General features: G+C 41.6%; 19 protein-coding genes. 12 read left to right on the top strand and 7 right to left on the bottom strand.

The features are described 5' to 3' along the window. Window positions 1-94 precede the first annotated feature (94 nt). Both BLQ87_RS09965 and BLQ87_RS09960 read right to left on the bottom strand, forming a co-directional pair. Window positions 95-1,198 (bottom strand): C1 family peptidase, encoded by a 1,104-nt coding sequence (locus BLQ87_RS09965; RefSeq protein WP_074606006.1) that lies wholly within the window; start codon window positions 1,196-1,198, stop codon window positions 95-97. A gap of 132 nt (window positions 1,199-1,330) precedes the next feature. After that, on the bottom strand, window positions 1,331-1,966 hold the full coding sequence (locus BLQ87_RS09960) for an outer membrane beta-barrel protein (protein ID WP_074606917.1): 636 nt from the start codon (window positions 1,964-1,966) through the stop codon (window positions 1,331-1,333). Between the two features lie 402 nt (window positions 1,967-2,368). On the opposite strand from BLQ87_RS09960, the gene BLQ87_RS09955 reads away from it, so the two are divergent. Next, window positions 2,369-3,883: a glycoside hydrolase family 130 protein gene (locus BLQ87_RS09955; protein ID WP_074606005.1), complete on the top strand. Its 1,515-nt coding sequence runs from the start codon at window positions 2,369-2,371 to the stop codon at window positions 3,881-3,883. Here BLQ87_RS09955 and BLQ87_RS09950 read toward each other — a convergent pair. Continuing rightward, entirely contained in the window at window positions 3,873-4,886 is a 1,014-nt protein-coding gene (locus BLQ87_RS09950) for a glycosyltransferase family 4 protein (protein ID WP_074606004.1), read from the bottom strand. The genes BLQ87_RS09955 and BLQ87_RS09950 overlap by 11 nt on opposite strands. A gap of 2 nt (window positions 4,887-4,888) precedes the next feature. Then, entirely contained in the window at window positions 4,889-7,183 is a 2,295-nt protein-coding gene (locus BLQ87_RS09945; RefSeq protein ID WP_074606003.1) for a glycosyltransferase family 4 protein, read from the bottom strand. 139 nt (window positions 7,184-7,322) lie between these two features. On the opposite strand from BLQ87_RS09945, the gene BLQ87_RS09940 reads away from it, so the two are divergent. Further along, window positions 7,323-8,525, top strand: coding sequence for an MFS transporter (locus tag BLQ87_RS09940; protein WP_074606002.1), 1,203 nt, complete (start codon window positions 7,323-7,325; stop codon window positions 8,523-8,525). Between the two features lie 119 nt (window positions 8,526-8,644). Here BLQ87_RS09940 and BLQ87_RS09935 read toward each other — a convergent pair whose 3' ends face one another. The 3 genes from BLQ87_RS09935 to clpB form a co-directional block, all read right to left on the bottom strand. Further along, on the bottom strand, window positions 8,645-9,301 hold the full coding sequence (locus BLQ87_RS09935; RefSeq protein WP_074606001.1) for an outer membrane beta-barrel protein: 657 nt from the start codon (window positions 9,299-9,301) through the stop codon (window positions 8,645-8,647). A gap of 92 nt (window positions 9,302-9,393) precedes the next feature. Beyond that, entirely contained in the window at window positions 9,394-10,065 is a 672-nt protein-coding gene (locus BLQ87_RS09930) for an outer membrane beta-barrel protein (RefSeq protein ID WP_074606000.1), read from the bottom strand. A gap of 157 nt (window positions 10,066-10,222) precedes the next feature. Further along, on the bottom strand, window positions 10,223-12,817 hold the full coding sequence (clpB, locus tag BLQ87_RS09925; RefSeq protein ID WP_074605999.1) for an ATP-dependent chaperone ClpB: 2,595 nt from the start codon (window positions 12,815-12,817) through the stop codon (window positions 10,223-10,225). A gap of 325 nt (window positions 12,818-13,142) precedes the next feature. Here clpB and BLQ87_RS09920 point away from each other — a divergent pair, with 325 nt between their 5' ends. The 10 genes from BLQ87_RS09920 (at window position 13,143) to BLQ87_RS09875 (ending at window position 22,493) form a co-directional block, all read left to right on the top strand. Beyond that, window positions 13,143-13,484 (top strand): DUF1801 domain-containing protein, encoded by a 342-nt coding sequence (locus tag BLQ87_RS09920; protein WP_074605998.1) that lies wholly within the window; start codon window positions 13,143-13,145, stop codon window positions 13,482-13,484. A gap of 10 nt (window positions 13,485-13,494) precedes the next feature. Then, complete coding sequence (locus BLQ87_RS09915; protein ID WP_074605997.1) at window positions 13,495-14,715, top strand: MFS transporter; 1,221 nt, start codon at window positions 13,495-13,497, stop codon at window positions 14,713-14,715. Between the two features lie 31 nt (window positions 14,716-14,746). Beyond that, on the top strand, window positions 14,747-15,574 hold the full coding sequence (locus tag BLQ87_RS09910) for an endonuclease/exonuclease/phosphatase family protein (protein ID WP_216857750.1): 828 nt from the start codon (window positions 14,747-14,749) through the stop codon (window positions 15,572-15,574). A 62-nt stretch (window positions 15,575-15,636) separates the two neighbouring features. Further along, a complete protein-coding gene (locus tag BLQ87_RS09905) occupies window positions 15,637-16,236 on the top strand; it encodes a DUF4082 domain-containing protein (protein ID WP_074605996.1) in 600 nt (199 codons plus the stop codon). Between the two features lie 371 nt (window positions 16,237-16,607). After that, window positions 16,608-17,468, top strand: coding sequence for a hypothetical protein (locus tag BLQ87_RS09900; RefSeq protein WP_074605995.1), 861 nt, complete (start codon window positions 16,608-16,610; stop codon window positions 17,466-17,468). 4 nt (window positions 17,469-17,472) lie between these two features. Next, complete coding sequence (locus BLQ87_RS09895) at window positions 17,473-17,982, top strand: hypothetical protein (RefSeq protein ID WP_074605994.1); 510 nt, start codon at window positions 17,473-17,475, stop codon at window positions 17,980-17,982. Between the two features lie 10 nt (window positions 17,983-17,992). After that, entirely contained in the window at window positions 17,993-19,831 is a 1,839-nt protein-coding gene (locus BLQ87_RS09890) for a type VI secretion system Vgr family protein (RefSeq protein WP_074605993.1), read from the top strand. 12 nt (window positions 19,832-19,843) lie between these two features. Then, window positions 19,844-21,418, top strand: coding sequence for a polymorphic toxin-type HINT domain-containing protein (locus tag BLQ87_RS09885; protein ID WP_074605992.1), 1,575 nt, complete (start codon window positions 19,844-19,846; stop codon window positions 21,416-21,418). Window positions 21,419-21,420: 2 nt separating this feature from the next. Then, window positions 21,421-22,128: a HEAT repeat domain-containing protein gene (locus BLQ87_RS09880; RefSeq protein ID WP_074605991.1), complete on the top strand. Its 708-nt coding sequence runs from the start codon at window positions 21,421-21,423 to the stop codon at window positions 22,126-22,128. Between the two features lie 2 nt (window positions 22,129-22,130). Beyond that, the gene (locus tag BLQ87_RS09875) at window positions 22,131-22,493 is read left to right on the top strand and encodes a hypothetical protein (RefSeq protein WP_074605990.1); all 363 of its coding nucleotides are present in this window, start codon (window positions 22,131-22,133) and stop codon (window positions 22,491-22,493) included. Window positions 22,494-22,514: the final 21 nt, after the last annotated feature.

The raw sequence follows: 22,514 nt of genomic DNA, 5'->3' as shown, positions 1-22,514 counted from the left end.
ATAAAAAAAACAATGTGCTTTAAGGACATACAAATCTTTCCTTCAAAAGATTTGAGGACGCAAAGCACATCGTTTTTTTAAAATAAGCGCAAACTTACAACCCTAATTTCTTTTTCAATTCCTTAGACAAAGCTGCCTTAGGTACCACTAAACTAACCGTATTGATGGCAAAGTAAGGTTCTGAAACTTCGATATATCCTTTGAACGGACCTACATCACCCCATGAATTCTTCACTTTAAAGAAGTACTTACCATCACTGCTTTGATCCAGGCCGGTAAGGTGCATTAAATGATCATCCTGAGTGGTTAGATCTTCATACAATTGCTGACGTAATTCTGCAGTATAGGCAGTTTCTTTTGCATTCGGATTTAAAGTAGCTGCTTTTACATCTGCATCATCTGCAAACATCATCGCATATCCTTTCTTTTGCTGGAAGTTTTTGCTGCTCACATCGGCATCCCACATAATGGTATACCCATCTTTAAGCGCTGTTTTTGTCAGACTCACCATTTCGTTCAATGGAAGATTGTAAAACGATCCGTTCGCAAAATTATCAGGTGCTTCAAGGATGAATGAAGAATAATAAGGATGGTGAGTAAAAGAAGAGATGTTTACATAGTCGTTTGCATCAAACTTTAACACCTCTTTAGCAAAAGTTTTTGCCGTATAATTTTTTCCTTTGTAGTCGAATGTTGCGGGCGGAGTTCCGATTTTCTGATTCAGGATTTCTTCATAACCTTTCAGCCAGTTGGCATCAAGCGGGCGTTTTTTCAGTACCTGGTCAAGGTAGGTTTTTAAGGCTTCTTCTAATCCGCTATGGTTGGGGATTTCTCCGCTTACTCCTTGGAAAGCTTCCTGAGGCATGGCGCCATATAAAGAGATTGCGCGGATCAGGTCATGTCCCAGTCCGCCTTCGCCAAATTGAGCTTTCCCCTGACGAAGAATATAGTTTTTAGCTTTTTCAAGATAAATGTTACGTGCGGTATACATCTCAGAAAGGTTGAATTCTCCCAATCCTTTACGCAGTTCTTCCGATTCTATTAATGAAGTAGTGGAGTAGTTCCAGCAGGTTCCTGACTGTCCCTGGTTCTTAACTGCAGTTGCAGCGTTGTCCTTAATGGTTTTTAAAGGGCTTTCCTGAGCATTTACAGAAAGTGCAAGCCCAATACCACAGGCAATTAAAAGTATTTGTTTCATAAGAATATATAAGTTAGCCGCAGCGGTAAACTGCTTTCATTGCTAAAATTAGAAAAAAATCCCTAAAAATAACAGGCCCGGACAAATTGCCCCGGCCTGTTGATCTAACCAAATCTATTTAAGTAGAAATGCTTAAAAATGTAACTGTATACCGATTTTTGGAGAGAAGAAATTCGCGCCAAAGCTGAACTCATCATAACCAGCACCTTTTAATTTGTTGCCATTTCCATCTTCTTTACGAAGGTTGTTATAGTTCAATCCGTTTAATGCAAACTCGATACCGATTTTCTTAGTAGGGTAGAATGCGAAACCTGGAGATAAAGCAACACCTATTTCTGTTGTAGAAGCTGTTTTAGCACCAACTTTACCATCTGCGTTTACTTCTTTGTCTTTACCGAATGCCATTGGAACTGATAATTGTCCGAAGAATTTGAAAGATTCAGAAAGGTTAGCATAATAACGACCAAAAGGACTTACTACGAATGCTGTGTTTTGGTTACCCATGTTAGTTACAGCTCCTGAAACGGTACCGCTGGTTTTGCTGTAACCATAACCAATACCTGTACCTACTGCGAAATTATCTGCTACAAAATAACCAACACTTGGAACGATCTGGAAGTTTGTATTTGATTTAGCGCCTGAAGCATCGCTTTTCTGCGTATCGAATGCAACATTACCACCAACCATAATCTTTCCTTTTTCAGTTTGTGCCTGAGTACTAAATGCGAATGCAGAAACTGCAACTAATGATAATAATAATTTTTTCATCTTCTTATTTTTTAATTGATTAATCAGGTCATTTATTGTTTTATATATTCTGACCATTGATGTTATATAGTCAACTGCTATGCCAAACGAAATATCAGCTCATGACTTAAAAATGAACGTTTTGTGTAACTCGTTAATTGATAAGTGAATAAGATTACTAATGAAATATCTTTATTATTTTGCAATGACAATCACTTGATATTTGTCATTTTATCGTCTTGAGATCACACCGTCAGTCTGACTTATTTTGTAATATTGTCAGCTTGTTTTGTACGCTTTTTGACACAGATTCTGACAAAAAGGATGTGCTAAAAAGCAAACATTAGAATTCAGGGTTGTTGTTATTTGAAAATAATTCTAAATTCATAAAACCTTTTTACCCTTCTGAAACGTTAATAACACATGAGATTATTAGTAGAACGAAAACCGGTTAAAGTATATCCTGATCCAAAACGAGTGATCGCACGTTTCTTTTTTAATGGAGACGAAAGAGCAATAGAAGTTGTTAAACATGTGATGGCACTTTCCGACCAGGAGGTCTTTGGAATCATTTCCCCTTTATTGCAGGAATATTCCAAACGACATAGAAACATTACCAAAATCTTAACAAGACATTGTAAGAAGGTTGTCAATGCCATTAATGATGCCGGTTTTGATCCCGAATCTCTGGACAAATACCAGCGTTTACTCATTGGTTCGTATTTTACACATGAATATTCCATAGAATCGGCTGCTTTCTTTAATCCATCTATTATAGAAGATCCTGACCAGTCTGAACTGGTAGAAGGAGAGAAAAGAGTCATCATCAGCTTTAGGGCGGTAGGTGAGGGACATATTTCCTCTGTAGTCTTCCGCAGGGCCCTTATAGACAGAGATAATAACATTACGGTAATTCCTGCCGGAAACTATATTGACGAAGCGGAGGTGATTAAAAATGCAGTCTATAATAAGAAGTTGTTCCTGAAAAAGGCTGCAGATTCCAAGATTGATATTGAGATCCTTGATGAGCTTGGCAAAAAATTGGAAGAAAAGTTTGATTATGCGACTTTAAGAAGGATCATTCTGGATACCAAAAGTCTTCAGGAAGAAGACCTCAGGAAATTGGAATATGATAAAATTCTATGGCTGTCTGATACCTATCATGAGATCAGTTTCTCCAGAGATACCGATATTTCCGATCGCGTCATCTTTCCGATCTCAGAATTTGAACGTAAGGGAATTGAAGACGCACGCTTTGTTCGTTTTGTGAAAAGCGATGGTTCCGTGATTTATTACGCCACCTATACTGCTTTTGACGGGGCGATGATCATGCCTAAACTTCTTCAGACCACAGATTTCTATGATTTTAAAATCAGTCCCTTGCATGGGATTGGTGCTCAAAATAAAAACCTTGCCCTTTTCCCGCGCAAAATAAACGGAAAGTACGCGATGATGTCCAGAATTGATGGCTGGAACAATTACCTCATGTATTCAGATAAATTAACCGTCTGGGACAATCCTGTAAAGCTGCAGGCGCCAATGTTCCCCTGGGAATTTATCCAGATTGGGAATTGTGGTTCCCCGATTGAAACAAAAGATGGATGGCTGGTGATTACCCATGGGGTAGGCCCGATGCGCCGCTATTGTTTAGGTGCCAGCTTGTTTAATCTGGATGATCCCTCAATTGAGATTGGCAGGCTCGATGAGCCGTTGGTTGTTCCTAACAACGATGAAAGGGAAGGTTACGTGCCCAATGTGTTGTATTCCTGTGGTTCTATCATTCATAACGATGAGCTGATCATTCCTTATGGCTTGTCGGATTATTGTTCCTCTTTTGCTTCGGTAAAGATTGAACTGGTGCTCGACAAATTGAAAAGTTCTGCCTGTGCCCTTGCAGCCAGAGAAAAAGCAGCGCTAAAAGAAGAAACTAAGAAGTAACAGATAAGATTTGATGGTAGAGGCTAATATAGTCCTTTACCATCCTTTCCTGAGAAAAACGGCTCATTGCCCATTCCCGGCACCCTGCTCTCTCAATACTATCCAGTTGCGCAACCGCAGCTGCAGCCTCTTCCACCTCTTTTACCAGAAATCCTGTTTTCCCATGTTTGATCAACTCCGGCATGGAGCCCCTGCGGTAAGCGATGACAGGCGTTCCGCAAAGCATGGCCTCGGCAACACTCAATCCGAAAGGTTCTTCAAAGCTGATGGGGTGTAATAAAGCGCTGGCACCCCTTAACAGATCGTTCCGTTGTTCCGGGCCGGCTGCGCCCATAAATTCAATGTCGGCGCTTAAAAATGGCGCTATACGCGTATTGAAATAGTCCTGGTCCTGGATGATCCCTGCGATGAGCAGTTTGCGCCCGCTTTGAATGGCAATTTGAATCGCTTCAGCAGTCCCTTTATCAGGATGTATCCGTCCAAAGAACAAAAGATAGTCGTCAGGATGCTCATTAAAGACAAAGGCAGAAGTGTCAATTCCGTTGTAGACTGTTTTCAGATATTTAAGTGAAGGATGCCGGTCCGAATCACTGATCGAAACATAATAACTCCGATCATTGTATTTTTGATAAACAGGGATGATCTTTTCCGAAGAAAATCCATGAATAGTCGTGATCATCGGCGTTTTGATTAAGCCAGCGTAAGTCAGGGGAAGAAAATCATAATGGTTATGGATCAGGTCGAAATCGCCGGCCTGATCCATCAGGTTGCTGATGTGTAAACATTCTACCACTTTCGCGTCCTGATCCCGGTTTTCCTCATAACCCTCGTCGATTACCGCATCCAACTTTCCCGAGGTCATAGAATCGCCTGTGGCAAAAAGTGTGACTTCAATTCCTGCTTTTGATAATCCTTCCGTTAAGTTGGAAGCCATTTGTTCCCATGGCCCGTAATGCCTCGGAGGAGTTCTCCAGGCAACGGGCGCCAATACAGCGATCTTCATGCTTATATCGATGGATTATTGATTTCCTTTTGAAGGGAAAGTAAATCTCCGCTTTGAATATATTCGTACTCAGATTCTAAAGCCTGAAGCACCATCAGATGTGAAATCCAATAAGCAAGGGTGCTTTCTGCACCCTGGTTGCGGTTTACACCATGTGGTTGTAAACCATCACCACAACCTTTTGTTTCGTGATCATATAGCGGAAGGTGTAAGCTGTTTTCTCCCAGAAACCATTGGTAGCATAAATACATTTCTTTGATGTAAAGGAGGTTCTGGGTAATCTCATAAGCCTTGAAGTACATCAATACCATCGCCATAGTTTCTATTGCCTGTTGGTCATATAAGGCCATTTCCGGGCCTTCTTTAAAGAGCCAGCCGTCATTGCCTACCGGATTTAAATAGCCATCGGCAAGTGTTTTTTGAGACAGAAATTCCATGCTTTCCAAGCCGATATCCAGAGATTCCTGATCTTTACTGACCTCATAATAGGAGAACAACGCAAGTGGAAGAATGCCATTGTCGTAAGTCATTTTTTCCTCAAACCAATGCCATTCACTGGTTTTATGGACCTTATAGGAAGCCTTTAACGGAGCCACCAAAAAGTCCATTTGTTCCCGGATGTACTCGTCGTAAGGGTGTGCCTCCATATATTTTGCCAATCCGATAATGGTATTGGCAATTCCCCTCAGGTGCGTTAAGTTCTTAAAATGACCTGCAGATTTTAAGAAAAGATCTTTGGCAAATTCCCGGTAAGAATTGTTAGGTGGATTGCTGATGAGGTAGCCCAATGCCCAGACGGTTCGTCCAAAAGAGTCTTCAGAGCCAACCTCATCCAGGTATTCTCTTTTGAAGCTCAGGAAGTTCCTGAAGTTGCCATCTTCACATTGCATGTATTGAATGAAACTGAGGTAAATGGGAAGAAGCTCCAATGCTCCCTTACTTTTGTTTTGCTGATAAGCGAGGATGGCAAGGATCAATGCACGGGAATTGTCGTCCACACAATAACCTTCTTTCAGGTTCGGAATGCCATATTTAGCATGCTGAACAATTCCTGTATCGTCCGTCAAACGTTGTACATGAGCCAGGCTAAATGCAGGCATCATATCCGGCTCTATGATTTGTTTTCCAGCTTTCTCCATTTCCGACAGGTACTTGGACACGGCTTCTTCCAGCACATCGATAAAGACTTGTCCGGTGCTTGGCCAGCGTAAATGTAAACCGTATTCGTAGGCATTGGATTTTAACAAACTCAGCTTTGCTTTATCAGCAAGCAAGTCATTAACGATAAGGCTAAGGCCTGCGGAATCTCTGAAGTCAAATAACCTTCCTCTGTCGTCCGCAAGTAATTCCTGTGCATGCCAATAAGGAGTGGAAACTACTGCTGCACCTGAACCTACGGCATAAGACAAGGTTCCACTTGTGATCTGCGCCTCATTGAGGTAAGGTGTGATGTATATATCTGCCGCGGTAAGGTAGTCGAACAATTCTTCCTCAGAAACAAATTTATTGATAAAAGTAAGGTTGGCTTCTACGTTGAGCTTTTTTGCCAGCCGTTTTAAGCTGTCCCGATATTCTTCACCGGAGTTTTTGACTACTCCTGGATGGGTGGTCCCCAGAATCACATACATGACATCCGGATGTTGCGCGACTATGGCAGGTAAAGCTTGGATAACCGTTTCCAGACCTTTATTCCTGCTGATCAGGCCAAAGGTAAACAGCACTTTTTTATTCTTGAAGGCCAGCGATTGTTTCACCGGATTTTCAATTTTGGCTTCCAGGTCCGGAACGCCATGTTCTATCAGCTGTATTTTTGAAAAAGGAATTCCGTAAATACTGGTTAGAAATCCTACCGCCCGATGGCTCATCACTACAATTCTGGAGGAATGTTTTGCAATTTCCCTGATGATGGTCAGCTGCATGTAGTTGGGATCTTTTAAAATCGTATGGAAAATGGTGATCAGCGGTTTTTTCAACCGTGCAATCAGTGGAAGGATATAAACGCCACTTTCGCCGCCGTAAATTCCGAACTCATGTTCCAGAATACAGGCATCTGCAAGACTGGTATTGATATAGTCGGCTGCACGGATATAGTCTTTTTGGTTTTCCTGACGGATGATGTATTTTACTTCTTTGGGGTATTCGTATTCATCTAAACCCTCAGCATCATTCATCGCCACTACAAAGCTATCGTCAGATACAGCAACTTTATCATGGCCTATTGCCCGAAGGAGGTTATGATTAAACGTAGCAATCCCACATTCGCGTGGTGGATAAGAAGAAATATAAGCAATTTTCATGTATTTAATGATTTGATGAACTATCCTTAATAACAATTCCAAATAGAGAATGTTTGTTGTTCTTGAGGTTTTATCTAATAAAACAAGGTAAAACTTAAACAAAACATTTTATATCTTTGTAATTAACACTAATTTTGACATGAATACTGCCCCTTCCACAGGGAAAATGGTTGAAAATACTGTCTTCCCGATCCTCTTTGCCATTAGTTTTTCGCACTTATTAAACGATACCATTCAATCTTTGATTCCTGCCATTTATCCGGTGATTAAAGAAAGTTATCACCTTAGTTTCTCTCAAATCGGACTGATTACACTAACCTTCCAGATGGCGGCTTCCCTGTTCCAGCCTTTTGTGGGGATGTATACTGATAAAAAACCACAACCTTATTCCCTGGCTATAGGCATGGGTTTTACCTTGCTTGGTCTGGTAATTCTATCGCTTTCCACCGGATTTTATATGATGCTGGCTTCCGTTGCTTTAATCGGAACTGGCTCCTCGATTTTTCATCCTGAAGCCTCCAGAATGGCACATGCTGCTTCAGGCGGACGACGTGGATTGGCGCAATCCATCTTTCAGTTGGGCGGAAATGCCGGAAGTTCCCTTGGACCCTTGCTGGCGGCCTGGATCATTGTTCCCTATGGACAATTTAGCGTGATCTGGTTTTCATTGATCGCCTTACTGGCCATTCTGATTTTAAGCAGGGTAGGGAACTGGTACAAAGGTTATATGCTGAAAAAAGCCAAACAAGGGGCTAAAGTTGAAACAGTAGTGAATACTTTCTCAAGAAAGAAAGTGATTTTTGCGGTAGCGATCTTATTGGTGCTGATCTTCTCGAAGTATTTTTATATGGCCAGTCTGACAAGTTATTTCACCTTTTATGTGATCGATAAGTTTCAGGTATCGGTTCAGAGCTCACAGGTTTATCTTTTTGTATTCCTGTTCTCCGTAGCGGCAGGAACCTTGGTTGGCGGCCCGGTTGGCGACCGTTTCGGCCGTAAATATGTAATCTGGTTTTCCATCCTGGGGACAGCTCCTTTTGCGTTAATGCTTCCCTATGCAAATTTATTCTGGACAGGCGTACTGATTGTTCCGATAGGAATGATTTTGGCCTCGGCCTTCTCGGCAATTCTCGTATATGCGCAGGAGTTGATACCAGGGAAGGTTGGCCTGGTAGCCGGTCTGTTCTTTGGCTTTGCCTTTGGAATGGGAGGGATAGGTTCTGCGTTATTGGGAAAACTGGCAGATAGCACCAGTATTGAATATGTATTCCATGTTTGTTCTTTCCTTCCGCTAATCGGATTGCTGACAGGTTTCCTTCCTAATATTGAAGCAAAAAAATAAATCAAGAACGGATTTGTTGATTGTATGCTCGATTTAAACAATATAATCCGGAAAAAAAATACCACAAAAAAGCCGGTCAGAAACGAAATCTCTGATCGGCTCTTTTTTTAATGCAATTACTAAAAATGGTAATTAAAGCCAAGTTTTGGATTAAATGTATTCAATCCGAAGTCAAACGAATTCGTATTGCTTTTGAAATTTGCTTCCGGCAGCTCCGAATAAGTTCTTCTTTCGAAACTTATCAGTGGGAAAGAAAATTCAATTGCCCATTTTTTCGAAGGGAAAAATACCAGGCCAGGACTGAGTGCAGGACGATAAGCATTGAATTTGTAGGGGGAGCTCGAAGGGCTCCCATTGTCGTAGATCCGTTTCGATTTTCCTTTTTCAAATAACATTTCCAGCTCCCCATAAAATTTTAGTGCTTCCGTTAGACTGATATAATAACGGGCAAAGGGGCTAATCCCATAGCGATGGGTTTTTTCAGAGGAACTAAAGACATCTGAACCGTTCGCGTAATCACTACTACGGTACATATTTTTGGATGTTGTGTAATCTAATTTTGTTCCTATTGCAAAATTATTGCCGACGAAATAACCTATTTTAGGAGATATTGTAATAAAATCTGACTTTGTACTTGTTGATTGGGATGAGCTTTTGTGTTTGTTGGATGAGTAGCCGACGCTGCCTCCCAATAAAAATGTTCCTTTTTCTGTTTGTGCAGTTGTAGTAAGGGTAAATGCACTAATGGCTATGGTGATAATTGATTTGATTTTCATATAATGGTTTTATTGTTGTGTAATAAGAGTAAGTGCCTTTTCGTACGTTGCGGGCAACGTTAGATCAAGCCAATGAATTTATGAGTTAGCTGTTAAAAATGATAGTTTAAACCAATTGCTGGCTGGATTGTGGTTAAGCCAAAGTATACCTGGTCGTTGCTGAATTCATTTGTAACCATCTGTCCTGAAGCAGATCTCGAATAATTGGACCATTTGAGTCGATTGTAGCTGAACAGGTTCGTGGAAAATTCAATGGCCAGCTTTTTTGTTGGAAAGAAAGCAAAACCAGGTGCCAAAGCTAGCCCGTAAGATTTCATTGTAGCTCCGTTGGGGTTGCTATTTTTGTTTTCTCGTATATATTTGTCCCTTTGGTCTCTTACATTCGCGGAAAACGCGCCGAAAAATTTAAACTTAGTGCCTAGGGGTACATAGTAGCGGATAAAGGGACTAATGGTAATACCGTGGCTTTGATATCCGTCGACAGCGTTTCGAATAGACTGTCCTTCATATTGAGTGTATTCGACAAAAGGCTTTCGTTTGGCATAAAAGTACCCCAGTCCAAGGCCTATGGCAAAATTGTTGCCGATGAAATAGCCAAATTGTGGTCCTGCTCCAAAGGAATTGGTTCTGGGCTGGCCTTCGTTTTTCTTTTGACTTGTAAAGCTGAAACTTCCTCCTAACAGGAAGTTCCCCTTTTCTGTTTGCGCGTGGGAACCGAGCGCGAGACCGCATAGCGCGGCCGCGATGATTAATTTTTTGTTCATACTGTTGATTTCATTTGTGTATAGCAATATTAATTAAAATCCATTGAATTAAATATGCTATAATGAAAAATATATAAACAAATCATAAAAAAAGTCAGGATAGTTAAGCTTTTGTAGTAATCTTAACTATCTTGACTAAAAATTATGTTTTTTAACCTTATTTGTTGTTTAAAAAGACAAATTTGTGATCAAATGTATCGAGTTTGATTTTACTGTCTTTATCTATCTTTCCGGACAATATTTCCTTAGATAATTCGTTTAGAATTCTTTTCTGAATCACACGTTTTAGCGGCCTTGCACCAAACTGAGGGTCATAACCCAATTCTGCCAGCCAATCCAGCGCTTCTACAGAAGCTTCGATCTCGACACCCATCTCTGCCAATGTTTCCTGCACATGTTTAAACTGTAAGTCAACAATGTTTCTGATTTCGCTGCGGTTCAATGGCGTAAACATGATCAGCTCGTCAATCCGGTTTAAAAACTCTGGTCTGATCGTTTGTTTCAACACTTCAAACAGTTCATTTTTTGTCTTTGCAATCACTTCATCACGGTTTTCATCGCTCAGGTTTTTAAAGTTATCCTGGATCAAATGAGAACCTATATTGGAAGTCATGATGATGATCGTGTTTTTAAAGTTCACCACACGACCTTTATTGTCTGTTAAACGTCCGTCATCCAATACCTGTAAGAGAATGTTGAACACATCCGGATGGGCTTTTTCAATCTCATCCAGCAATACCACTGAATAAGGCTTTCTGCGAACCGCTTCCGTTAATTGTCCACCTTCATCATAACCTACATATCCCGGAGGCGCTCCGATCAATCTGGACACCGCATGACGTTCCTGGTATTCACTCATGTCTATCCGCGTCATGGCATTCTCATCATTAAACAAGAATTCTGCCAGTGCTTTTGCCAGCTCTGTCTTACCGACTCCGGTTGTTCCCAGGAAGATGAAAGATCCGATAGGCTTACGCTTATCCTGTAATCCAGCCCTGGACCTGCGGATGGCATCCGAGATGGCTTCGATGGCTTCATCCTGACCTGCCACACGTTTGTGAAGCTCGTCTTCCAGGTGTAACAGCTTTTCCCTTTCACTGGAAACCAGTTTCGTTACCGGAATACCCGTCCAGCGGGCTACTACACCAGCAATATCATCTGCTGTCACCTCTTCCTTCAACATCCTGCTTTCTGTCTGATGACCTTCCAGCTCTGCTTTCAGCTTTTCTACTTTATCCTGCGCTTCCTTTACTTTTCCATAACGGAGCTCTGCCACCTTTCCATAATCACCCGCACGTTCCGCTTGTTCGGCTTCCAGCTTATAGTTTTCTATCTGCTCAATTTCTGCATTTATCCCATCTACCAGGTCTTTCTCACTTTGCCATTTGGCTTTCAGTTCATCACGTTCGGCAGAGAGGTTTGCAATTTCCTCCCCAAGGGATTTTACTTTTTTATCATCATTTTCTCTCTTGATCGCTTCACGTTCAATCTCCAGCTGCATAATCTTGCGGTCCAGTTCATCCACGTTCTCAGGGACACTGTCCATTTCCAGTCGTAATTTAGAAGCGGCCTCATCCATCAAATCGATGGCTTTATCCGGTAAAAAACGATCTGCAATATAGCGTTGCGACAATTCTACCGCAGCAATGATCGCCTCATCTTTAATCCGCACTTTATGGTGGGTCTCATAACGTTCTTTCAGTCCGCGGAGAATGGAAATTGCATCCTGAGTATCCGGTTCATTTACCATTACCTTCTGGAAACGACGCTCTAAGGCCTTATCTTTTTCCAGATATTTTTGATACTCATCTAAGGTAGTTGCCCCGATTGCGCGCAATTCCCCACGTGCCAAAGCAGGTTTTAAGATATTCGCGGCATCCATGGCACCTTCGCCACCGCCGGCACCTACAAGGGTATGGATCTCATCGATAAAAAGGATGATGTCCCCATCGCTTTGCGTCACCTCTTTTACCACGGCTTTCAGACGTTCTTCAAATTCTCCTTTGTATTTGGCCCCTGCAATTAAGGCGCCCATATCTAATGAGAAAACCGTTTTCGTTTTCAGGTTCGAAGGAACATCTCCTTTGATGATCCGGAAAGCAATCCCCTCAGCGATGGCTGTTTTACCTACTCCGGGTTCACCAATCAGAATGGGGTTGTTCTTGGTCCGCCTCGAAAGGATCTGGATCACCCTGCGGATCTCCTCATCACGGCCGATTACCGGATCCAGCTTACCTGATTCTGCATATTCATTCAGGTTTCTGGCATATTTGTTCAAAGCGTTATAAGTCGCTTCTGCATTTTGGTCTGTCACATGACTGGAGCCTCTTAAAGAAACAATTGCCTTTTTCAGGTCTTTCTCTGTGACGCCCTGATCTTTTAATAATTTTGAAGTCTGGTCATTCACCGAGAGTAAACCCAGTAATAAATGCTCTACGGAAACAAACTCATCCTTAAACTCTTTAAGGTAAGATTGTGCCTTTTGTAAAGCAGAGTTACTTCCCGAAGTTAAATACGGACTACTGCCGGTCACTTTTGGAAACTTGGCAATCTGACTGTCTAAATGCTGACTTAGGACATTTAGGTTTACATTTAGTTTCTTTAAAACATAAGAAACTACATTTTCATCAACAGTAAGCAACCCTTTTAGGATGTGTGCTGTTTCAATAGCCTGTTGCTGATTGCCCTGAGCTATTTCAGAAGCCTGTTGAATCGCCTCCTGTGCTTTTATAGTAAAGTTGTTGAAGTTCATATCAGCAGATTAACAAAGCAAATGCCATATTGTTCTTTGAGGAAATATCGGAAAATATGTCTGCCGAAATTAGAAAGAGATGACTAATTGTCTGATAAATAGCGTTTTATGCTGAAATATTGTCTGGTAATTCCTTTGTGATCAGCGTCTTATCTGTTTTTTAATGCAGATTGACTTTTGGAGAGAAGCCAGGAGTAACCTGATTTCTTTCCTGATTATTCTCCTAATTTTATCCGTATTTCTAATAGTGATTAAATTCCAGGCACGAAAGGCGATATTTTCTTCTTAAATTTGCGCCTTCAGAAAGATATTTCAATCGATCGATATGCTAACTCCCCTGGACAACTTTTATTTTAATAAAGATGAACCGGTAAGAGGATGTTTACTGACTTTAAGAGACCTGATCTTGAAGCAGGATTCCCGGTTGACCACCGAATGGAAATATGGAATGCCCTTTTTCTATTTCAAAGGTAAAATGTACTGTTACCTCTGGATTCATAAGAAATACGGACAGCCTTATATCGGAATGGCCAACGGAAATCAGCTTGATCACCCTGCACTGTTAACAGAGAAAAGGGCAAGAATGAAAATCCTTTTGATAGACCCAAACCAAGACCTGGAAGTAGAAATGATTGAAGGCATTTTACAACAGGCATTGAATTTATAGCCGAGACGAGATGAAGGAGTTTTTACGTTTATATTTAGATGCTTATCGTGGCCTGTCAGCACCTGCATGGATGCTGGCATTGGTCATGTTGATCAACAGGAGCGGAGCCATGGTGATCCCTTTTCTGGGGGTATATATGATCAATCATTTGAGTTTTTCACTGGAAGATACCGGAACGGTCCTGAGCTGTTTTGGAATCGGTGCCGTAGCAGGTTCTTTTGCCGGAGGGTGGCTGACAGATAAAGTAGGACATTTTAAAGTTCAGCTTTTTAGCCTGATCCTTACCGTTCCGATGTTTTTCCTGCTTCCGGAGCTCAATACCGTAATGAAACTGGCTATTGGCGTGTTTATGTTAAGTCTGATCTCTGAAACATTCAGACCGGCGAATTCTGTTTCTATCGCTTACTATTCCAAACCTGATAACATCATCCGTTCATTCTCTCTGAACCGGATGGCGATGAACCTTGGCTTTTCTATCGGACCTGCATTGGGAGGTTTCCTGGCCGCGATTTCTTATACCTTTTTGTTTTATGGAAATGCCATTGCTGCATTTTTATCGGCCATTTTGTTCTTCATTTATTTTAGAAACAAAAAAGGAAATGAAAAGAAGGCATCCGAAGTAATTATGGAAGAAACAGCGGTAAAAGAACGTTCTCCTTATAAAGATGTGCTTTTTATGCTCTTTAGTATCCTCTGTTCCATCTTTACCGTTTGCTTTTTCCAGCTTTTAAGTACACTTCCACTATATTATAGAGCGGTCTATCAGATGACGGAAGCGAATATCGGCGTGATCCTTGCCTTTAGCGGAGTGGTGGTCTTTCTGCTGGAAATGTTGCTGGTGCACATCGCTGAGAAACGCTTGTCGCCAAGAGACATCATTGTGCTGGGAACCTTACTTTGTGGCTTTTCTTTCCTGATCCTTAACCTGGCGCATGGAATGTGGGTCTTATATACGGCGATGTTTGTGCTTTGCCTGGCGGAAATTCTGGCAATGCCTTTTATGGCAACGATCACCCTGCAGCGCTCTACCCTAAAAACCAGAGGTGCTTATATGGGCATTAATGCCCTTTCTGTTTCCGTAGCGCATGTGTTTTCTCCATTTGTAGGAACACGTGTTGCCGCAGTATATGGTTTTCCGGTATTGTGGTGGGGAACAGCAATTGTGCTCTTGCTAACCTCCATCGGATTCTTCTTTGTCATGAAGAGAATGAAACTCAATACCATTAAATAATCCTTCAATAACCTTAAATTTTAATCTCCTGATGCAGTCTTTTTCCCGCATGGTCAAACATGCTATGCTTTTCCTGTTCGTTTTATGTTTTTTTCAAGCCCCTGCACAAAAGATCCGGGTCTGTTCCTGGAACCTGAAAGATTTTGGTCAGTCCAAGAGCGAGGAGGAAATCAGTTTTATTGCCAATTTAGTGAACAGCTTTGATGTGCTGGCCATCCAGGAAGTAGTGGCAGGTTACGGTGGGCCAAAGGCGGTGATCAGACTCACAGAAGCGCTGAACCGCAGCGGAACCCAATGGGAATATACTTTTAGCCATGGAACTTCCAGCGACCGCTACAGTAAGGAAAGGTATGCCTTTATCTGGAAGAGCCGTAAATTACAAAAGGTAGGAGAGGCCTGGCTGGAGAAAGATTATAATCTGCTGATCGACAGAGAGCCTTATTTTGCAAGGTTCAAAGCAGGGAAGAAAACTTTTACGTTAAGCTCCTTCCACGCACGCCCAAAATCCAAACAACCGGAAATGGAAATCAAATATTTCAAATTCCTTCCCGACCTGTATCCAAATGATGTCCTGATCTTTTGTGGTGACTTTAACCTTCCTCAATCACATACGGTGTTTAATCCTTTGAGAAAGATGGGCTATACCTCAGCGCTGGTCAAACAGAAAACTTCTCTGAAACAACGCTGCATCAACGACAACTGCCTGGCTTCTGAATATGATAACTTCTATTATCCCGAAGATAAACTGAAGGTCAGTGATACCGGTATTATCCATTTTTATACCGATTTCCCGGAGCTGAAAGAAGCACGAAAGATCTCTGACCATGTGCCGGTTTATCTGGAGTTCTCCTTGAATTAGCCGGTAGGGGTAACAATTTCTGTTCCTGGTTGATATGAAAGTACAAACCAAGAACCAAAATCATGAAGAAGTTGATCTCCTCTCTCGCCGGCATTCCTTTTTCCGTCCTGGCCCAGCAGTTTCCTGAAGCGCCAATGTGCTTTTATGCGCTCAAAACGCTGATTTCTGTCCTCCTGTCGGATAAAGGTTACCGCAGTATCGTAGCCATGGACCTGAAGACCCATGCCTGTCAGTTTAATGCAGAACAACCCATCTTAATTACCAAAGTGGGATATCAGGCCTGGAAGCCGGGAATTACTTACCGCATCTCGTTATGGCAGGTAGGCAGGACGAAAGCATTGAGTACCTGCCTGGTAAAGCCGGAACATACTTCTTCCATTCAGTTCTTTACGCTCAAAAATCCGGTGGAAATTTATCCGGAGCAAACCTATTACATCAGCCGCACTTATGTAGCTGGCGGGCCCTATCATAATATGACCGATTACGTCGGCTGGTTAAGCAATAAAGAAGGGGCTGCGGTATATCCCTTAAAGCAGGATGTGGTTACTTTTTCTAACGGTTTCTTTAGCAATGAGCATAATCCGGTGCTGAGTGATGGGATATCTGATATCAGTACCCGCAGCTTATTGCCTTTAATTGACTTTGAATATCATTATGGATAAAACCATCATGATCTTACAGATCACGCAATGAAATGAACAACAAGATCATGACCGCTTCATGACCGCTGAAAAAGAATTATGTTCCAATGAAAAATAATAATTTCTTAATATGCTTTTTGTCAGTGTATTAAGAAGTTTTGTATATTAGAGTAATTATCCATTTACCTTGAAATTTTAAACCTATGGCTTTCAAAGCGAGATTAAATTTTACGGGAAAGGAGTACGAGGTACTCTATCATTCCTATTTTCCCTTTTCGGGACCCCAGCACCTTAACATTTCTCTTCGGTTTTACTCCCGAAAGACCATGTTACCTAACGCTCAAAATTTTAACGATTGCCCTAAAGCTTAGTTTTTTCTAAAATTAAATCTTATGGCAAACATCGATTACGCAAAATTATTGCGGGACCGTCGGCTGGATATTGCTATCGGTATTGGTTATGAATTTGCAGGCGAGATACCCGGTTTTTCCAATGAACTGAATGTGATTGTGGCGATCCTGAAAGCCAATCGTTTTGTTAAAAAGACGATTGCTGCCGCAGATCCATACTATGACACTTATTTTCTGCGGAAAAAATTTACCGGTGCAAACCTGCAACCTATAGATATTGATATCTATATATATCTGACCAGTTCCCATAAAAAAGCCCCTGCCCAGGTCTTTGCTTCTTTCCTTGCGACCTCAGAAATTGTGATCTATAGCGGTCATGCACGTGTTGGAATAGGCCCGGATTTCGATGATGAAAAAAGCAGTGCGCAGAATTTTATCATCGGGCTCAACAGTGCAGCACACCTGAAAGGTCAGATCAGTACGCAACAATCGCCCCACGACCTTTCCTCCCTGACGAAATACCGGAAGGCAGTATCCGACAGGAAGGACAATGACCTGGAGAACATCTCTAAAAAGAACCTTTTTCGGGAAGACCTCTATCAGGTCTGGTTTTTTAATGCCTGCACTTCCATTGATTACGTAGAAGAAATCAGAGGGAAATGGTCTGTAAAAGACAAAGCAAGGAAACACGGACTGGTAACGACTGCTGATGGTAAAATGAAAAGCAAGGAAAACCTCGTGCTTTTTGGAACTAAATATTCAGTCGTAGCAGACGCCTCCAGGATTCTAACAAAACTATTGGAAGGGAAGACCATGGACGACATCATTAAGGCGATGAATGAGTACGAAAAGACCCTCTCCCCCGAACACAAAAACAGAAAAAGTATTTACTTCTCAGATTAGAACTATGAAAATATACCTATCCCTATGGCTGTTATGCGTATTGATCGCTTGTCAGTCGAAAAGCCCGGCCCCGGCCACAAAGGCAACCGCAGATCAAACTACCGCCGCAAATGAAAATATACCGGCAATCACAGCAATAAAAGACACCCTAGCCCAAACACCAGATAGCACAACCATGAACGCAAACGAAGCAACAAGAACATTAGACTGGACGGAAATCAATATCAACTTTATGGCCAAATGCCTGAACCCTTTCCTGGCCTCGAAACGGATTAAGTCGGACTGTACCGGTTGTGATAAAATCATGTACAGTTTCTCTTTAGTGATAGATGCACATGGAAAAATCCAGACCATCCACAAAGAAGCAGAAAATCTGAGCTGCACTGCAATGAGCGAAACAGATAAAAAGAAGCTGGAAGAAGAAATTTTGGTCTATCTGAAAAAGCAAACCTTACCTGCTTCATTCTATAATACGACCTACAAAGGAAGCTTAGGTTTTATACTTAAATGTTAATTGAATCGTCATGTCTACAGTAAATAAAGTAAAAGCAGAAGTGTTTATAGAAGGTGAAGCGATTTCGCATTTCACTTATCTGAAATTGGTGCAATCTTTTAATAACCACCATGAATTTGAGCTTCACCTGAGTCTGTTCGATTTGGGCCAGGCGGGAAACTTTGATGTTTATCAGTCCCGGTCCTGGGTAGGAAAAGACATCACGATAGAATTGTTTACCGTGTTGGGCGAATCGGCCAATAAGTTTAAGGGGCTGGTCACTAAAATGAGCATGATTAAAGTTCATGGTCAAAGCGGTGGTTTTGTGCTCAGTGGGTATAGCCCTACGATAAAGCTGGATGGAGGAGCCATCATGCGCTCTTTTAATCAAAAGGGAATAAAAGAGATCATCAATGATGTGGCTGGTCCGGCGGGAATTCCTATGGAAATTAATGTGAGCAGGGAAGTACAGCTGGGTTATTTTACCCAGTATAAGGAAAGTAGTTTCGATTTTATCAACCGCATCTCTGCCTTATATGGAGAGTGGTTTTATTATAACGGACAGTCTTTATGTTTTGGAATGCCCGATAAACAGACCGAAACGCAGTTGATCTATGGCAGGGATCTCGACCAGATGGATTTCTCTATCCGAGTTGCCCATTTAAATTTCTCTAATTTTTCCTATAATTCTGAGGATGATCAGGTATATAACGGAACGCCTAAATCGGATGCTGCTGGACTCTCGGAGCATAGCCGCTTTGCGATAGAACAATCCGATGAAATCTTTAGCATTAGTAACGATACGCCGCTCCGCAACCGGATCACTTCACAAAAGGAATTGGATGAGATCCTGAAGGTTAAAAAATCGGCTGTGTCTAATGACCTGATCGGACTTAACGGAGTGGGGGATAATCCAATGGTGAACCTTGGAGGAATCGTCAAAATCATCAACTCACAGCGTGATGGACTGGAGTTTAAAGAACAGGACGAAGGAAGTTACCTGGTGCTGTCGGTAACCCATGAGATTAAAAACAACCATGAATATCAAAACCATTTTTATGGGATAGATGCAGGAGCAGAAGTGATTCCGGTTTACAACATCAAAAGCCCTATTGCTGAAACACAAGTGGCTAAAGTGGTCGATAATAACGACCCTAAAGGTATTGGAAGAGTGAAAGTTCAGATGCTCTGGCAAAAAGGGGCGCAAAAGACGGAATGGATCAGGGTGTTAACGCCCGATGCCGGGAGTAGCGACAAGGTGAATAAAAACCGTGGCTTTGCCTTTGTTCCCGAAGTTGGAGATCAGATTCTGGTTGGCTTTAGGTACAATGACCCCAACCGCCCTTTCGTCATGGGAAGTATGTACCATGGCAAGATCGGCGCAGGCGGCGGACAAACGAATAAAACCAAAGCTTTAAGTACACGAAGTGGAAATACGATCATTCTGGACGACAGCAATGGCAGCATCAACGTAAAAGATCCCAGCGGAAACGTGATTACCATGCATGGAAATGGACAGGTTACGCTTACGGCGCCCAATTCATTTACGATCAATACCAAGGATTTTGTGGTAAATGCGAGTAATAGCATCGCGATCAACGCACAGCCAGGAGAGCAAGGTGGAGGAGAAGGTACAATCGCCATCAGTGCGAAGAAAACAATTGCTGCCACCGCAGATACTGAAGGGATTACTTTGGATGCGACAACTTTGGGCGTAGCGATAACCGGTAAGACTGAAGTGAGTATGTTGAGTACAAGTTCGTCTGCCAGTGTGACTGGAACTACGGAAACATTCATCGACGGAGCAGATGTAAAAATGACTGCAGGATCAACGATTCGGATCAATTCAAGCGATACTGATATTACTTAAGGAGATAGCGCTATGGAAGAATTGGAATATATCACTAAAGAGGCGATGATTCAGTGTTCTGAAGGAAGTGCTCCTGGCTTGTTTAGTCCCACTTACAATCAGACTACGAAGATCAATAGTTGTTTGGTATCTACCAAAGTGGATAAGATATCTATGGCCAACGTCCCCTCTTTTATCATTTGTAAAAAGACCCAAAAACCTTGTATACCGGTTAGTACGGAGTGGCAGAATACTTATCCTGTCAAAATAAAGGGACAGCAAACGCTGATCGGGAAAAGCTGTATGAATTGTGGAATAGGTGGAAAGATCGAATTCTTATCAAGCGGTCAGGTGCCTTTAAGTGCAGAAGAGAAAGAAGCGCTAAAGGGAATGAGGGATGATGCTCAGAAAGCATTCGATGCAGAACAGAAGGAGAAAAACAAACCCTGGTGGCAAAAAGCAGGAGAGTTTGTGGTGGATTGTGTTCCCATTGTTGGGCCTATAGTTAGTCTGGTAAAGAATGTATCCGAAGGCAACTGGGCAATGGCAGCATTAGACGTGGGCTTTCTGGCGCTCGATGTAGTGGGAGTTGCTGCTGCGCCATTTACAGGTGGTGGATCTTTAGCTGCCTCAACGGTAGCTAAGGTTGGAATAAAACAAGCCATTAAGGCTGGTGCAAAACAGGTAGCGAAGAAAGTTTCAAAAGAAGCTTTGGAAGCAGGCGTAAAACAAACCGCTGAAATGCTGAGTAAGCTATCTGTTCGGAGTCTTACTAAAGGTAAACTATGTGTCTTCGCCTGTTTTCCTGCCGGCACTCCTGTGCATGTAGAAGGAGGAATTAAGCATATTGAAACTTTGAAAGTTGGCGATAAGGTCTGGTCATTTGATGAAAGTACGGGAATACCGATACTGAAATCAATATCGAATATTTTCGAAAGATCAGCTCAGTTATTGGTAGACATCACAGTTGAGGATGAAGTGATTCAAACGACTCCTGAACACCCTTTTTTTGTAAATGGAGACTGGAAAGAAGCTGGTCTGATTGAAGTGGGAGACAAGATTTTACAGATCGATGGTGTAAGTCGAAAGGTGTTAAAATTCCGTTATACAGGTGCACATGCCCCTGTAGAATCATTGGCTGCTGAGTTTTCCGAAGAAATTGAGCCGCCGGAAGAAGATGCCGTCAAAGTTTATAACTTTGAAGTAGAGGAATGTCATACCTATTTTGTAGGGCACCAGGGAGTTCTGGTTCACAATGCTTCTAAAAAAGGAATCTGTTTAAAAGAGGGGGTAGATAAGTTTAGAAGGAGTATGGCTGAAAGGCGTAAGACTTTGTTAAGGGATGCGAAAGATCCGAAGAGCGAATTAAGCGATAAGGCAAGAGATTTTATTAAGAAAAATGACGGTAATAAAGTCCCTAAAGGTCATGAAGTTTCGCATGAAAAACCGCTGTATACCAGAACAACTCCTGCCGGTAAACGAAAATTGGATAAGGCAAGTAATATGAAGACTCAGCAAAAAGCCGTTCATAGAAAACGTCACAAAGAATGTGGAGACCAATACCATAAATATGGGCCAGCGAATAAACCTAAAAACCCAAGAGATTAAATATGATGACAAAAGTAGAATCACTGCAAAAACAGTATAAAGAATTAATATTTCTGGAAGATTCAGATGATGGAATCTTTGAGTTTAAAGATGAATTATTGTCATCCGATGATGATGATGTCCTGGAGTTTCATTTTAAGATCTTGGAAGACAAAAACGACGAATATCTTAAGAGGGATCTATTTGCCTTTTTTTCTGATAGAAAAGATAAGGTTAAAGTAGACGAGTTTTTATACGAAAAATATAAAAAGGGTATTGATAACATTGAACTTAGAGCGGATGTCATTCAAATACTGGGGCATCTTCGTGGAAAGCATGCCAAAGAAGTGGCGCTGGAAAACATTGCCATCCGCAAAGGAGATCTGCGATATAGAAGTATTATTGTTTTGGGTTGGGTCGGAAGTAAAACTGATTTGAAGGTGTTAAACGAACGTCTGTTAACTGATCCCGATCCGCAATTAAGAGGTTATGCAGCGACAGCTATGCGACAAATTTGGTTTAACCATCCCAAAACCAAAGAGGATATCCTCAAGTATATTAAGGAAGCGATAGAAAAAGAAACAGCGCCAGAAGCGCTTGAAGGAATGATTATCACTGCTCAGGATCTTTTGAAAAAGAAATTAGGTTTGAAAGAATCAAAATATGGAGATGTAACGGGGGATATGGAAGAAGCAAAGATCAAAACAATTGAGGCCCTTAAATCTTATTGATAATGGTAAAGATATTCTATTATGATTATGAATCAGAAAATCTTTTAGAAGAAGCTGATGCAGAAGAAGCGCCGTTAGAAGAGTTCATTGAAGAGGTTTATGAACTCGATGACGACAATATCTCATACATAGGACTTATCACCGAACAAGAGCGATATAAAATCAAATCAGATGATTATGACAGTTATGTCATCTATAAGTTTGATGACGAGTCGGCTGACTATCTGATGGTGGATTTAGGAGATTTTGAGAAATGTAAATCTTTTATTATTTCGCAGTTCCCTGTGAAACCTCTTGCCTCGTATGATAAAGTAGAATCTGCTAGTGAAAACAAGTGGCTGCCGCCGAATTGGAATAAGAATTAAAGTAAAAAAGAAGCGGCTACC

The sequence above is a fragment of the Pedobacter steynii genome (assembly GCF_900103665.1).
In the GTDB taxonomy this organism is placed as follows: Bacteria; Bacteroidota; Bacteroidia; order Sphingobacteriales; family Sphingobacteriaceae; genus Pedobacter; species Pedobacter steynii.
Note: the sequence above shows the minus strand (reverse complement) of the source record. Positions and strands in the feature narration are given on the sequence as shown.